Source organism: Sporosarcina sp. USHLN248 (genome assembly GCF_037144575.1).
Taxonomy (GTDB): Bacteria; Bacillota; Bacilli; order Bacillales_A; family Planococcaceae; genus Sporosarcina; species Sporosarcina contaminans.
In genome coordinates, this window is record NZ_JBBCZC010000019.1 from 17,229 (window position 1) to 32,210 (window position 14,982).

At 40.8% G+C, this 14,982-nt stretch carries 16 protein-coding genes; 7 read left to right on the forward strand and 9 right to left on the reverse strand.

Annotated features, from left to right (window positions below):
• Positions 1–111: 111 nt before the first annotated feature.
• From WFH04_RS09350 to putP, 3 genes are all read right to left on the reverse strand, one after another.
• Positions 112–816, reverse strand: coding sequence for a VOC family protein (locus WFH04_RS09350; protein WP_336823788.1), 705 nt, complete (start codon positions 814–816; stop codon positions 112–114).
• A gap of 323 nt (positions 817–1,139) precedes the next feature.
• Positions 1,140–1,505, reverse strand: coding sequence for a DUF2871 family protein (locus WFH04_RS09355; protein WP_336823789.1), 366 nt, complete (start codon positions 1,503–1,505; stop codon positions 1,140–1,142).
• Positions 1,506–1,834: 329 nt separating this feature from the next.
• Positions 1,835–3,322, reverse strand: a complete 1,488-nt coding sequence (putP, locus tag WFH04_RS09360) for a sodium/proline symporter PutP (RefSeq protein ID WP_336823790.1) — start codon at positions 3,320–3,322, stop codon at positions 1,835–1,837.
• Between the two features lie 160 nt (positions 3,323–3,482).
• On the opposite strand from putP, the gene WFH04_RS09365 reads away from it, so the two are divergent.
• Together WFH04_RS09365 and WFH04_RS09370 are read left to right on the forward strand one after the other, a co-directional pair.
• Positions 3,483–3,959, forward strand: a complete 477-nt coding sequence (locus WFH04_RS09365) for a nucleoside deaminase (RefSeq protein WP_336823791.1) — start codon at positions 3,483–3,485, stop codon at positions 3,957–3,959.
• 44 nt (positions 3,960–4,003) lie between these two features.
• Entirely contained in the window at positions 4,004–4,369 is a 366-nt protein-coding gene (locus WFH04_RS09370) for a DUF2188 domain-containing protein (RefSeq protein WP_336823792.1), read from the forward strand.
• A 95-nt stretch (positions 4,370–4,464) separates the two neighbouring features.
• On the opposite strand, the gene WFH04_RS09375 is transcribed toward WFH04_RS09370, so the two are convergent.
• Together WFH04_RS09375 and WFH04_RS09380 are read right to left on the reverse strand one after the other, a co-directional pair.
• Positions 4,465–6,108 carry an AMP-binding protein gene (locus WFH04_RS09375; RefSeq protein WP_336823793.1) on the reverse strand — a complete coding sequence of 548 codons (1,644 nt, stop codon included), beginning with the start codon at positions 6,106–6,108 and terminating at the stop codon, positions 4,465–4,467.
• Between the two features lie 120 nt (positions 6,109–6,228).
• The gene (locus WFH04_RS09380; RefSeq protein ID WP_336823794.1) at positions 6,229–7,788 is read right to left on the reverse strand and encodes an FMN-binding glutamate synthase family protein; all 1,560 of its coding nucleotides are present in this window, start codon (positions 7,786–7,788) and stop codon (positions 6,229–6,231) included.
• 90 nt (positions 7,789–7,878) lie between these two features.
• Between WFH04_RS09380 and nfsA the strand changes: the two genes are divergently transcribed.
• The 3 genes from nfsA (at position 7,879) to WFH04_RS09395 (ending at position 10,204) form a co-directional block, all read left to right on the forward strand.
• The gene (nfsA, locus tag WFH04_RS09385; protein ID WP_336823795.1) at positions 7,879–8,610 is read left to right on the forward strand and encodes an oxygen-insensitive NADPH nitroreductase; all 732 of its coding nucleotides are present in this window, start codon (positions 7,879–7,881) and stop codon (positions 8,608–8,610) included.
• A gap of 78 nt (positions 8,611–8,688) precedes the next feature.
• Entirely contained in the window at positions 8,689–9,873 is a 1,185-nt protein-coding gene (locus WFH04_RS09390) for a class I SAM-dependent methyltransferase (protein ID WP_336823796.1), read from the forward strand.
• A gap of 4 nt (positions 9,874–9,877) precedes the next feature.
• Positions 9,878–10,204, forward strand: coding sequence for a nucleoside triphosphate pyrophosphohydrolase (locus WFH04_RS09395; RefSeq protein WP_336823797.1), 327 nt, complete (start codon positions 9,878–9,880; stop codon positions 10,202–10,204).
• Between the two features lie 69 nt (positions 10,205–10,273).
• Here the strand turns inward: WFH04_RS09395 and WFH04_RS09400 are convergent, their stop codons facing one another.
• The 3 genes from WFH04_RS09400 to WFH04_RS09410 form a co-directional block, all read right to left on the reverse strand.
• Positions 10,274–10,849, reverse strand: a complete 576-nt coding sequence (locus WFH04_RS09400; protein ID WP_336823798.1) for an integrase — start codon at positions 10,847–10,849, stop codon at positions 10,274–10,276.
• Positions 10,850–11,039: 190 nt separating this feature from the next.
• A complete protein-coding gene (locus tag WFH04_RS09405; RefSeq protein ID WP_336823799.1) occupies positions 11,040–11,678 on the reverse strand; it encodes a tetratricopeptide repeat protein in 639 nt (212 codons plus the stop codon).
• Positions 11,679–11,790: 112 nt separating this feature from the next.
• The gene (locus tag WFH04_RS09410) at positions 11,791–12,456 is read right to left on the reverse strand and encodes a Dph6-related ATP pyrophosphatase (protein WP_336823800.1); all 666 of its coding nucleotides are present in this window, start codon (positions 12,454–12,456) and stop codon (positions 11,791–11,793) included.
• 406 nt (positions 12,457–12,862) lie between these two features.
• Between WFH04_RS09410 and sigV the strand changes: the two genes are divergently transcribed.
• Together sigV and rsiV are read left to right on the forward strand one after the other, a co-directional pair.
• Positions 12,863–13,363: an RNA polymerase sigma factor SigV gene (gene sigV, locus WFH04_RS09415; RefSeq protein ID WP_336823801.1), complete on the forward strand. Its 501-nt coding sequence runs from the start codon at positions 12,863–12,865 to the stop codon at positions 13,361–13,363.
• Positions 13,356–14,228 carry an anti-sigma-V factor RsiV gene (rsiV, locus tag WFH04_RS09420; RefSeq protein WP_336823802.1) on the forward strand — a complete coding sequence of 291 codons (873 nt, stop codon included), beginning with the start codon at positions 13,356–13,358 and terminating at the stop codon, positions 14,226–14,228. The genes sigV and rsiV overlap by 8 nt, the downstream gene beginning before the upstream one ends.
• Positions 14,229–14,293: 65 nt before the next feature.
• Here the strand turns inward: rsiV and WFH04_RS09425 are convergent, their stop codons facing one another.
• Positions 14,294–14,824 (reverse strand): DinB family protein, encoded by a 531-nt coding sequence (locus tag WFH04_RS09425; RefSeq protein ID WP_336823803.1) that lies wholly within the window; start codon positions 14,822–14,824, stop codon positions 14,294–14,296.
• Positions 14,825–14,982 lie beyond the last annotated feature (158 nt).

Genomic DNA, 14,982 nt, shown 5'->3' on the forward strand with positions numbered 1-14,982 from the left:
TGTAAACGCATAATCAATGCTGTCACCTACAAAAAGTCTCCCAGTCCCGCATAATCTGCGTCCATTCACGCAAAAATCATTTAACGCTCAACAATGCTACAAAACAACTTCTTACTCCACAGCAGCGCCAATCACAACTTCTTGCAGTCTTTCACGCTTCAAATCGCCTTCAGCTTGGACAAATTTCAAGCGGACGTTTTCCAGCACAATGTTATGATCATCGCCAACTTTTTGTGACAGCAATACAGCCCACTCTCCAGTCTCCTTCAACGGATCTTCTACTGCAAAAACACACTCATGAATTGCAAGATTTTCATTTTCCGCAGTCAAAATACCCTGTTCGCGAAGCTTCGCAAGACGCTCTTCCTCACTCTCTTCCCACTCAATGAAAAACGGGAAAGGCAATTCGCCTGACACAGGCTGCTCAACAAATAGCATTTTCCATCTCTTCAATTCGCCTGAAGTCGTTTTCCGTTCAGCATCTATCACACCGGAAGTCCGAAATCCTTTATTCTCAATTTCGTCACGAAAACGCTCAATTCCTTCAATTGATAAACAAAGTGTTCCCCATCCATCCCCATACTTAACATCATGTAGCAATAATCGGGTCAATGGATGATCTACATTCTCAGCAATATCCATATGCTCAACGGAAAGCCATTCCACATATGCATTTTTTACATATAATAATGCGTTATGCGTTCCCCACTTCTCGTGGCGCCCACCTTCCACGACATGCTTCCCTTCATCTTTCTTCTCCTTAACAACTTCTTCGGGACTCTTGTTCGTAAAATAAACAACATGATCTAACTTCATAATCCATACCTCCTCAGCCATTTTTCTCACTATACAATATTCAGGCTTGTCCGTTAATCCAATTGATACAGCGATAGATTGATACTATTCAATATGCTTTACAAAGATCAGAGCATAATTAGAATGCATCCTTTATCCCCAATCAATTCCCAGCCATCCATCTATGAGCGGACGGTATTCTTGAATACAACCAATAGCACTTTCAAACAGCGTATCATACAAGGAACCCCCAGGCGATCATTGTGATGCCATAGTCCAATTGTTTGGCAACGATAAAAATCCTCCGGTCCTAACCGCCAACCAGAGGATGATCGTAAGGTCTATTATTTCAATCTAAATAAAACATTAAAGCCAAAACAGAAAATACCAATCAAAACAGCCGCTCCTCCAGCTGTCGCAAGAGGGAAAAAGAATGACGGGCCGCCCAAAATAGCTGCTGCAATGCTAATCATCATTACTGGCAAACCAATATTATGGAGCCAAAAATGCACCTTCGCCAAACTATTTCGTTCTAACGACGGGTACAAATGATAGATCAAGCCGATTAGAGCCAATGACATCCAGCCCAATAAATTTACATGCACATGAACCGTTGTCAGTTTAAATACATGCGTCATCGACATATACAATCCAAAAGCGATACCGATCATAAAATATACGACAGATATCTTTAACAACGTCTTCCCCACATTATCCACCCCCTTCCCATACCAATCACTACTTACTATTATCCTATGTTTTTTTACAGCAACCGATGAGGGAAAATGAACTACTAAAAGGTTAGGATATTCATATAATAAGGGAGGGGGTAGAAAGGTGTTGAGCTATCGCTTTATCTTGTCATACAAGCTCTACATTGCGTTTGCGTTTCATTGTAATGCAAATGAATAGCGCATCGTTTGAATGCGAGCGAGTTACATTGTGTTGCAAGCCAATTGCAAGGCACTTTGTGAGATGCCCTCACTACAATTTAAAAATCCCCCAGCCCATTAATGAACAGACCGGAGGATATTATTCATTATTTCCTTTCAGATTCAAGCAACTCAAGCGCATCATCGAATTCTTTTTCGATTTCAGCGTTCGGTTTGTATGTGATCAAACTAACGATGTAAGTGACGATAAGGCAAACAATGAAACCTGGAACAATTTCATACAAGTTATCTGTTAATACTTTGATATTGCCCCAAATTCCAACTGTAATTGCGCCTGTGACCATTCCCCATAAAGCACCTACAGCAGTGATCTTTCTCCAGTATAAAGATAAGACGATAATCGGACCAAACGCTGCACCGAATCCTGCCCATGCAAATGACACAAGCTTTAATATAGATTCTTTGTTCGGCCAAGCTAAGATGATCGCGACGATCGATACGATCAATACTGCCATTCTTCCTAAGAAAACATATCGCTTATCATCCGCATCTGACTTGATGACAGCTTTGTATAAGTCTTCAATTAGCGCTGAGGATGTTACAATTAATTGTGAAGAAATCGTACTCATAACCGCTGATAATACGGCTGCAAGGATCACCCCTGCGATAAGCGGATGGAAGAATACTTGACCAAGTGCGATGAAAACGGTTTCAGGGTCGACCAAAGTCGCGTCCGTATTTTGATGATAGTAGGCAATACCAACTAATGCAGTTCCGATCGCTCCGAATAAGCTTAAGGCCATCCAACCAATCCCGATTCGTCTTGCACTTTTCGTTTCTTTTACCGATTTGATCGCCATGAAACGAACGATAATATGCGGTTGGCCGAAATAGCCGAGTCCCCATGCAAGTGATGAAATTACTGCAGCTACTGATACACCTTTTGTCAAGCTAAGGAAATCCGGATTCACGTCACGAATACTTTCCAGCGTTCCACTAAATCCACCTGTTAATGTTAACCCGATAATTGGAACTAATAGCAATGCGAAGAACATGACCAAACCTTGAACGACATCTGTATAACTTACCGCTAAGAATCCGCCAAATAATGTATATGCGATAACAACTGCTGACACAATCAATAAACCATAATGATAGTCAAGCCCAAATGAACTTTGGAAAAATTTCCCGCCGGCTACCATTCCTGAAGAAACGTAAAATGTAAAAAAGACAAGTATGATTAATCCTGAAGCGATACGCAAGAAGCGTGATGTATCTTTCAGACGGTTTTCCAAATAACTTGGAATTGTAATTGAGTCACCGGAAACTTGCGTGTATACACGAAGACGTGGTGCAATTAAGAGCCAGTTCAAGTAAGCTCCTATTGTCAGACCGATAGCAAGCCACGCTTCCATAAGACCTGAAGAATAAATGGCACCAGGCAGACCCATTAGCAGCCAGCCTGACATATCTGCCGCGCCAGCACTTAAAGCGGTAACAGCAGGGCCTAAAGAACGCCCGCCTAACATATAGTCCGTTAAGTTGGATGTTTTTCTAAAAGCATACCAACCGATGAAAAGCATTAAAGCCATATATAACGCGATGGAAATTAACTGATATGATTCGTTAGTCACAATATTCCCCCTCCAAACTTTCTGTTTAATACCATCATTTTTATACAATAAAGTATATACTTTAAATGTCAATACCCCACAAAGCTAAAAATAGACATGGTATGATAAATTTACATTCATTTCCCGGGAAATGAATCATTTCGACAAGGAGGATTCGACAATGACACATAATGAATGGCTTCAAACGACGATCGATATGGCAATTAAAAATGTTCAAGACGGCGGTGGACCTTTCGCCGCGATTGTCGTAAAAGATGGAAAAATAATTGGGCAAGGAACAAATCGTGTGCATATTGAGAACGATCCATCTGCACATGCTGAGTTACTTGCCATCCGGGAAGCTTGCTCCGCTCTCCAAACAGTGGACTTATCAGATTGCGTTTTATATGCAAGTGGAGAACCTTGCCCTATGTGTTTAGGGGCTGCCTATTGGTCAACGATCGGCGAGATTTATTATGCAGCAAGCAAAGTCGATGCGGAGAACGGAGCTGGTCATCCGAACCCATTATCGCAATTCTTTTCGGATCAACTGAAACAGCCTGAAGAGCGAAAAGTGCCCTTTATTCATATGAAAACGGAAAGAGCACTTGAACCTTTCTTAGCTTTCCGGAAAAAAGATCGAAATACAGGCGTTTAACTTGAATCCTATCGGGAATTGTTTTTATAAGGAGGCGATTCCCTATGCCGTGGACAAGAACAGATTACCCCGATTCATTTAAAAACTTAGAACCTGAAATACGAAACAAAGCGATTGAAATTGCCAATGCTTTGCTACGGGAAGATTATGACGAAGGACGTGCGATTTCGATCGCCACTGCAAAAGCAAGGGAATATGTGACCGGAGATGACAACGATCGACCAACATATGTAGCAAAAGCCCGTGATGACCATTGGGTGTTAATGAAAAAAGAAGGCGAAAAAGCCATCTTTAAGGAAGAAACAAAAAATGAATTATTAGAGAGAGCCAAACCTTATGTAAATGCGCAAAATGGTGTTTTAGCAATTTACCATATGGATGGAACACTTGAAACAACGTTATATGAATGACTCTTTAATAGAATGGCTTCTTATGAAAATTTCATGCATAAAAAAGGACTACACGCCAAATTACAGGCTGCAGTCCTTCATCTTTCGTTGTTAATCTATATTCCATACGTAACCGACTCTTCAAGAGCCATTTCACGCAATTTGTATTTTTGGATTTTTCCAGACGCTGTCATTGGATATTCGTCAGTAAACTTAATATACTTCGGGATTTTATGGAATGAAATATTTCCTTTGCAAAAAGACCGTACGGATTCTTCATCTATGGTGGCCCCTTTTTTTGGAATAATCCATGCCATCATTTCCTCACCATACTTAGGATCAGGAACTCCTACGATTTGGACGTCGGAAATGCCCGGATGTGTATAGAGAAATTCCTCAACTTCTCGCGGATAAATATTTTCACCGCCTCGAATGATGACATCCTTAATCCGTCCGGTAATATCGATGTACCCATCTTCATCCATAACAGCGATATCCCCAGTATGGAGCCAGCCATCTTCATCAATCGCTTCACGTGTCGCTTCCTCGTTATTGTAATACCCTTTCATTACATGATAGCCTCGCGTGCAAAGTTCCCCCGGACTTCCAATAGGCATTTCATCTCCGGTAACCGGGTCGATAATTTTCACTTCAACATATGGATGCGGTTTCCCGACAGTCATCACTCTTTTTGCAATTGGATCATCTGTCAAAGTCTGTGTAATGACAGGTGATGATTCCGTCTGTCCATAGCAAATCGTAATTTCGTTTGCCCCCATATCATTGATTACCCGCTTCATTACTTCGATTGGGCAAGTAGAGCCTGCCATGATGCCTGTACGTAATGTAGACGTATTATATTTTTTAAAATCAGGATGGTTTAACTCTGCAATAAACATCGTCGGCACACCATGGAGCGCAGTGCACTTCTCACTTTCTACAGCTTCCAGTACATCTACCGGATCAAACTGCTCCAACAGTACCATCGTTGATGCATGTGTCACTGCTGCCATTGTCCCTAAGACGCAGCCGAAACAGTGGAAAAAGGGTACCGGAATACAAACACGATCTTTTTCCGTTAACTTCATGCAGTCCCCAATAATCTTACCGTTATTTACAATATTTCGATGCGTTAGCATAACGCCTTTAGGAAAACCAGTCGTCCCGGAAGTATACTGGATATTGATTACATCGTCCGGAGACATTTCACTACTACGCTGCTTTAGTGTTTCATCGGATACTCCTTCGGCATGTGCCAAAAACTCGGACCATTTGTAAATGCCTGCCTCTTCCCGATCCGTCATCAAAATTATTCTTTTCAATTTTGGCAATTTCTCTGAAGTAACGACGCCATCTTTGTTTTCCAGCAAGTTTGGACAAATTGAACGAACAATGTCAATATAGCTCGTTCCTTTGAAGCCTTCATCCAAAATTAATGTCGTCGCGTCAGACTGCTTCAATAAATATTCAAGTTCTCTCGCCTGGTAATTCGTGTTCACAGTAACGAGGACAGCCCCCATTTTGCCCGTCGCATACTGGCTGAGCAGCCATTGCGGCTTATTATCAGACCATATTGCTACATGCTCCCCTTTTTGAATCCCCATACCGATGAATGCCTTCGCTAACATGTCTGTTTCCTGATCGAAATCCTTGTAGGTTTTCCGCAAATTTAACTTCGGGTAAACATACGCTTCATGATTCGGTAATAAGTCCGCCCATTCCCTCACGATCTCGCCAACTGTTTTATTTAACAAAGACATCCACCATTCCCCTTTCTATGAAACTTTAGTTACTTTTATATTATCATAAAATTCCGATACAGTCTTAGGACCTTTTAATCAAAATGCATGTTTTACTCACAGGCAAAATGGCATGTTATCTTATTCAATTGGAAAAACCCTTCCTCTTTCATCTTTATAAAGGACATGATGCCGCTCTAATTTTGTCGGAGAATCAAGACCAGCAGCTGCCGCAATTCTGAACAATCCTTCACGCATCGTCAAAATGTAATTGGTTACCCGATATTTCTTCTCTTCGACGACAAGCCCTTTTTGTAAATGTTTGTCTGTCGTTGCGACACCTGCAGGACATTCATTCGTATGGCAACGATGTGCCATAATACAGCCTACCGATATCATGAAACCGCGAGCAATTTGTACTAAATCTGCTCCCATTGCCAGTGCAATAGCTGCCTTATCAGGCGTTGTAATTTTGCCGGATGCAATAATTTTCACTTCATCTCGCACTTCAAATTTCCTAAGTGCATCGTCCAACAATATAAGAGCCGATTTAAGCGGCAGCCCTACACTATCCGCTAAATCTTGATAAGTAGCACCCGATCCTCCCTCGGCACCATCAAGTGAAATAAAATCAGGGCCCTTCCCTGTCTCCCGCATAAAAGAAGCAAGCTCTTCAGCATCTTCTTTGCCTCCGATAACGATTTTGATTCCTACAGGTTTGCCTGTATGATCGCGGATTTTCTCAATGAAATCAAAAAGTGTCGGATAGTCATTAAACTGTTTGAAACGGTTTGGACTATTAATTGTCGTAAACGGCACGACATTTCGGATTTTGGCAATTTCTTCGGTTACTTTTTCACCTTCTACATGACCGCCCCGCATTTTTGCCCCTTGTGCCATTTTAATTTCGAATGCCCGAACTTGTGGTATTTCAGCCTTTTCACGAAGTCGTTCAAAGCTAAACTCTCCATCCTCTGTCCGAAAACCAAATAGTCCTGAACCGATTTGAGCGATAATATGTGCATCGCCTGCTAGATGATAAGGTGACAAACCGCCTTCTCCCGTATTCATCCAAGCTTCTTTCGCCATCCCAATTCCTTTTGATAATGCAGTAATTGCATTTTCTCCAAGCGCTCCATAGCTCATGCCCGATTGACCTAACAAACTGCGAACTCGAAAAGGATGTTCGCAGTTCGGACCGATGACAATCGCATCCTCTTCTGGCAATAGCCACGGCAAAGCAGGGATCTTTTCTCGATGCTCCTTACGAGAAAAGAGCCCATCTTCATCGACTTTGTATCGCATTGTTTCAATTAACGTCTCATTATCCACTCGCATTTCCTCGTTCTGTTTCGTAAACATAGCATTGCGAATAAAATAGCCAGGACGTTCAAAGTCCCGTTTCGATCCGAAGCCGATTACACTATTCAAGTATTTACCCGGCAACACCATATGCAAATAATCTTCCCGGTTAAAAGGCTCTCCGCCATTATCATCATCAAACAAATATTGACGCAGCTCTGGCCCTGTTTTTTCCAAGACATATCGAACTCGCCCCAATACAGGGTAATTCCGAAGAATTGCATGCTGTTTCTGTCTTCTGTCATAATAATAAAGGAAGATGGCTACAGTAATCGGAATGACAACTAAAAATAAAACAATGAGCGTTGTCGTCAACGATATGCTTTCAATCCATCCCAATTTAATGCACATCCTTTCTTAAATTTTTATCGTAGTGTAACATGAATATAATCAGCAAATAGAGAATAACGAAAAAATGGAGGTTGTTTTATGGTCATTGAATTGCTAAAATCACACGCATCCGTAAGAAAATATAAAGACATACCGCTTACAAAAGACGACGTGAAAGAAATTGTATCTGCCGGACAGCATGCGGCAAGCTCCCATTTCGTCCAAGCCTACTCTGTCATACATGTCACTGATATGGGCAAGCGTGAACAATTGGCGGAGCTATCTAAGAATAAATCGCAAATGCTGTCGGCTGGAGCCGTACTTATTTTTTGCGCGGACTATTGCCGTCTTGCAAAAGCTGCGGAACTTAACGGTAAGGAAATAGACTTTTCTTATGTAGAAAATCTGTTAGTCGGCTCAATTGACGTAGCGCTATTTGCACAAAATGTCGCTATCGCTGCAGAATCGAAAGGATATGGCATTTGCTACATAGGAGGAATCCGCAATGCTCCTGAAGAGATCAGTGAATTGCTAAACTTGCCAAATGGCGTTGCACCTATGTTCGCCATGTCTATCGGCGTGCCGGACGAAGCGAATGAAGTAAAACCAAGATTACCTGTTGAAGCAATCATCCATGAAAATAACTACAACGCCGAAAAATACAACGACATCCTTCCATCTTACGATCAAACGATGCATGATTATTACTTGAATCGCGGGTCCAATCAAAAGGACACTGCATGGTCAGAACAGATGGCGGACTTTTTATCCGCACCGAAACGCACATATATGAAGGAATTCTTAGAGAAAAAAGGATTCTCTCTCAAATAATCAATTCAGGAGTTGGCAAATCGCTAACTCCTTTTGTTATTGTAGTAACACATATTTATTAAAAAGGAGTCCGAACATATGACATTTGAAGAGCTTGTGGATCAAATCGTCCACCGGATTCAAGATGGTTCATTCATTCGCGGGACAATTAGCCAGCCGCGCACAAAAACTGCAGACTTGCGAAAAGTGAAACTGAAGCCTGTAGAAATTAAACAAGAAGTCCATATTCAATTTGAATATCACTACGAACGCATCTTGAAACATGAAAATATCAAAATAAGCGAAATCCGTCCGCATATAGCGGAACTATTAGAGCAGTTTAGACAGTTGCAAGCAGAATTTGCAGATGAAAACATCCATATCCAGCTGACAAAAAAGTTCAAGGTTTCTTGGAAAGCTGAGAAAACGAGGGACTTAAAAACAGTAGACTTATCACATGACAGGAAGAAAAACTATTTGTTGGACGGAGAGACTCCTTACCCTTTTCTTATTCGATTAGGCGTGCAAACAGCTGAAGGTAAAGTGAAAAAGCAAAAACACGATAAGTTCCGGCAAATTAACCGCTTCATTGAATTTATTGATGACGCACTCGACTATTTGCCAAAAGACCGCACTGTCCGCATCTTAGACTTCGGCTCAGGCAAATCGTATTTAACGTTCGCGCTCTACCACTATCTTCATATTGAAAAGGGCATAGACATCGAAGTAACAGGGCTGGATCTGAAAAAAGAAGTGATCGAGGAATGTAACCGAATCGCAGAAGACCTCGGCTATGATCAATTGAAGTTTTTAGTTGGAGACATTAATGATTTTAACGAAGAGACCGCTGTCGATATGGTCGTTACATTGCATGCATGCGATGTCGCAACAGATATGGCGCTTGCAAGGGCAGTGAAATGGGGAGCGAATGTCATTTTAAGCGTCCCTTGCTGCCAACATGAGCTGTTCTCTCAAATTCAGTCACCAGCATTGGATATCATGCTACAGCATGGATTGATCAAAGAACGCTTCTCTGCTTTAGCGACAGACTCAATCCGCGCTGAATTGCTATCTTTAGTTGGCTATGACGCACAGCTATTGGAGTTCATCGATATGGAGCATACGCCGAAAAACATTTTAATCCGCGCATACCGGACGAATAAGCAGCCCGCGCCTGAAGCGTTTATGAAATATGAAGCATTCCGAAATATGCTACAAGCGAATCCTTTTTTAGAGCAGGAATTGAAAGCATCCGGATATTTGACATTAGGTAGGAAGGAATAAACCTATGCCAACTTACAATAAATTAGTGCGAGATTTGATTCCGGAAATGATACAAAACAACGGAAAGACAGCAAACTTCAGAATTCTGAATGAAGATGAATATATAGTAGAGTTGAATAAGAAAATGCACGAAGAGCTTTCTGAATATGAGACAGCTACAACAACTATGAATATTGCAGAAGAACTATCGGATCTGTTGGAACTTATACACGCCGCAGCGGATTATTACGGTTTGTCTGCAGCGGATATTGAAAAAATTCGGTCAGAAAAAGCGAAGAGCCGTGGTAGTTTCGAAAGACGTATTTTCTTAATGGATGTAGAAGATCACTAAATGATTTTGCCTATGCAAAAACCGCCATCCAATTTATATCCGGATGGCGGTTTTTATATAAATATAAGTTCAATTATAAACAGCAATGATATTTTCCTGCGTTTCTCTCAGCTGCTCGAAAATTTCGTAGTCTTCCTCATAAGCTGAACAATACGTAGCCATGCTATGGTCCTTTACTTTTTCAAAGCTATCCCAATCTACCACTCCATAAAAGCGATTTAAAATTTCCGCGTTTGCCCATGCCGTTTCTTCGAAGGCAATATCTGTTTCATGCTCTTCTAAAAGCATTGTGACAAACGGCAAATCTTTCGGTCTTTTTTCAGCAGCTGCCTGCTTTTTGGCCTCAATGATTTCAACAGCTCTATCCAAAGAGGAAAGAAGTGCTTTTCGATCCATTGAATGACCTAATTCGTGTATTGTTACTGTTTTTATATAAGTAGTAAGCGGCATGGCCGGCGTCATTTCTTTACATGCTTTTTGAACCCTATCAACATCGACGACCACTTCATTTTTAATGAAATCATACATCATGTTCACACCAGTTTTTTCAACGACTAGCTCCACGTCCATATTAACGACTTGAATTGTCGATTCAATTAAGGAGACAATTTCTGAGTTTTTCATCCGTACGTTCTTTTCCCCCATCTAAATTGTTTATCCTCTATCTGTATCGTACACAGCTTACGTTTGTTTACGATTTTTCAAAAGATGTCGCGAACTTTTTTATTATATAAATAAAATTTATAACGTACAATTCATTTGCACTGTACCCTTGGAACAATCATTCATTGCAAAGATACAGTGCAAATAACAAATTCATTCGGTTATCCAAAAGCTACTCATTTAATGAGCGTATCATTTCTTGAACTTCTGCAGCACCTTTTTCATCTCCTGCTTCTAAAAAATGATGGACACTTTTCTGAAAGCTTTCTTTCGCTTCGTCTTTATTTTCGGCAGCTTCATAATACTGGCCTTTTCCTCGATAGGCGCAAGCAATGCACATATGATCTTTGGCAAGATTTCCTTGTTCAATTGCCTCATTAAAGTACTGGAGACTTTCCTCCAAGCGGTTTTCATGTAAGGCGATTAGTCCGAATTCATATGCATTTGCGGAAAACCCGATATGGTCATCTAATAAGCTTTGTTCCCGCACATTTTTTTCCCTCTGAAAATAGTCCTTTGCAAGTGCATAGTCATTGTTCATCCGACAGACCATTCCAATTTGGTGTAGTGCAACAGCTTCACTAAGATGGTTTTGTTCTTTAATGGCGCTAAGTAGAAGGTTTTCATAGCATGCAAAAGCTTCTATATATTCGCCTTTCATGGAGAGAGTAAAGCCTAAGCCATGAAGCGCTGTTTTGGCATCCTGAGAACCTTCTTCTGCTTCCGAAAGACAGGCTCGATAAAGCTGCTCCGCCTCATCAAACCTCTCTTCATAAAATAGGCGAAATGCTTCTGTTAGCTGTTCTTTCACAATTCCAACCTCCTTCTGCTCCAATTTGATTGGATCGATAGCCTTCTTTTACAATATGTCCTTTGAACGCGATTCATATTCGCTAAATACGGCATAGGCTATTTTTTGCTTCTTACATCCCATTCTCCAATTCAACATTTAAAAACAAATAACCGTTTCTTTCATGCTGTATCCCAAATACAATCGGCACACGGCTGCTAAAAATCGGCCCATCCACTACAATCGTATGGAATTCACCCGATTCTCCACAGGAATCAATACCAAGCGCCTCCAACTCATCCATTAGTTCAATCGTAAATTTGCGACCGATAAATTTGCTTGGCATCATTTTCGTGTTGACGACGACAATATACGCTTCAAAACCTTCGTGTACAAATTCTTCCAACAGTTTACGGCGCGGTTCCATCCATAATGGGTGAATTGCCTCCATCCCAACTTTGGCACATGTCTCTTTCACCCAATGTAAATGATCCTCCAAGTCGATATCCCCGAAAACACCGTACGGAATACCTGCATCTACACATTCCTTCATCGCATCTAAAAATTGCGTCTCGTACTCTTCCCAATCCGCCCCGCGCGTCATGAACGGGACACCAATACGATCTGCTTGCGCATGAAGTACTTCCGGAGGCAATGCATGCGATTTTGAACGTTCCTCATCCGCTTCCAACATTGTCCATATCCGTTTCGGAATGCCTCCGGTTTTTAAAGCTCTATAATAAGCAAGCGCAGAATCCTTCCCACCGCTCCACGAAGCTACAAATGGCCAATCCTTCATATCCACCACGTCCCTTTACTTATAAGTAACAAAAGTATAGCATATTCAGATAACGTGAGAGATCGTCTTTTCTATTATGGAAAAAGGTTCTTCATGATTCCCATTCACAATTGCTTATTATGTAAGAAGAGCTTGTTAACAGTATTTGTCAATTCAAAAGTGGATTGGCGAACAGAGTACATATAGCACCCCACCTATAAGTGAAGTCAATATGTTCAGGTTCTGTACTAATAAGAAATAGTGATGAAATCCATTCATATAAAAACTTTTACATAGAGTTGCCCGTTAAACTAAATGAGACGACATCGCGATGCAAACAAATCCGGCTCGATTCCGGAGGCGTCTACAAACTGTGAAGGAGATTCGGCTCTAGTCCAAGAGGAATGAATAGAAGGTGAACGAAGTCATGACAAAAGATGAAAAGTTCGAACTGGTGGAAGCTTTTATCGTGGAACACCAACATGCGCATTATCGTTTGGCATATAGCTATGTAAAAAATAAAGAAAACGCGCTCGATATTGTGCAAGAAGCAATATTAAAAGCATTGCGTTCAGTCGATCGACTTTCAGAAGTGCAATATTTAAAAACGTGGTTTTATCGAATTATTGTTAATACTGCCATTGATTTCATCCGAAAACATCAACGTGTCACTGTCATGGATGACGAAATATTAACAGTACATTTACCAGCATCCGACAATCAAGTAACGGATTTCGATTTGCAGGAAGCTGTCGACCATTTACCTCCAACGTATAAAACAATTATTATTTTACGTTTCTTTGAGGATTTAAAAATCGAAGAAATCGCCGACATTACAGGCGACAATGTCAATACAGTGAAAACAAGATTATATACGGCGCTAAGGAAATTGCGCGTGGATATGGGAGAGGAGTATCAATATGAGTAAATTTGAAAAGCTAAAGAAGGAGTACGAAAACATCGATATTCCAGATGAGCTCAATAAAGTCGTGCAAAATTCTATTCGGGAAGCGAAAAAGGTGAAGAAAAAACGACCTTTCTTCCGCAATTGGATGATTGGGACGGCTGCCGCCGCCGCTCTATTCGTAGGCAGCATCAATATCAGCCCTTCATTCGCACAAGCAATGGGCAATGTGCCATTATTAGGCTCCATCGTTCAAGTATTGACTGTGCAAGAACTAACGATTGACGAGAAGACGTACCAAGCGAATGTTAAAACTCCCGCTATTGAAGGGTTGGAAAATGAAACATTGCAATCTGCTTTGAATGAGAAATACATTGAAGAAAACAAATTGCTTTTTGAACAATTTCAAAAAGAGATTGATGAATTGGAAAAACAAGGCGGAGGACATTTAGGGGTAGATTCCGGTTATGAAGTTTTAACAGATAACGACCGGATTTTGTCGATCGCAAGATACCAAGTAAATACGGCGGCATCTTCATCAACGACAATGCAGTACGATACAATCGATAAAGTCGATAACGTCTTAATTACTTTGCCGAGCCTATTTAAAGATGAACGCTATATCGAGACGATTAGCGCCTATATTAAAGCGGAAATCGAACGGCAAATGGCTGAAGATGAAAACGTCATCTATTTCACAGAAGACGAATTTGATAGTGCTTTCACTTCCATTCAACCTGACCAATCATTTTATATTACCGATAATCATAAGCTCGTCATCTCCTTCGATAAATATGAAATTGCACCCGGTTATATGGGGGTAATCACGTTTGAAATTCCTTCGGATCTTTTAAAAGATTTATTAGTTAGTGATATGTATATTAAGTAAACAAAAAAAGCTGTCCTGAAAAGTCGATGAGACTTTCCAGACAGCTTTTTTAATTGATTAGGGAATTATGAATCAAAATCTCCAGCTGTGATCGTCGCTATTCCATTCATTTTCAATTCATCAATTGTTTTTCGCAACTGTTTAAGATGGCATTTTTCATAGATCCCGATTAGCGGAAACCATTGGATTAACGGAATTGGCCCAATCGTCGGGTGCACCATTGATTTATTGCGAAGCGCTTCCTCACTACATGATTCATAGACATCTAATAAATAGATTCTTGAATTATGCAGCCCTTCTTTGATTTCTGCCGCATTCATGTACTGTTCAGTAGGCTTTGTCGGCTCAGGCAATTCAACTTTCGCCGTACGGCTTCCTGTTAGCAGAATTTTTTTGGAAGCCCGCTCGCTTTCCGGATTTTTCAGTTCCTCTAAAATCTTTGCCGCTATATATGTTTCCATCAACGTTAGATGCTCCAAAATTTGCTTTGGTGACCATCCTCCGCTTTTAGGTTTACCATTCAACTCATCATCGGTTAATCCTTCGATTGCTTGATAAATTTTTCTGCGAACTTTGTTATTCCCTTCAAAAACCATACAATCTCCCCTTCATGTTCATAATGAAATTGAGGTTTTCAAATTTCATTCCCACATCATACGCTCTTTCAAAAGAAATTTAAAGCCCAATATACAAATTCAGAAAAATAAATTGCCTTCATCAAAAAAACGCCCCGCTTTTATGAAGCAGGGCGTCA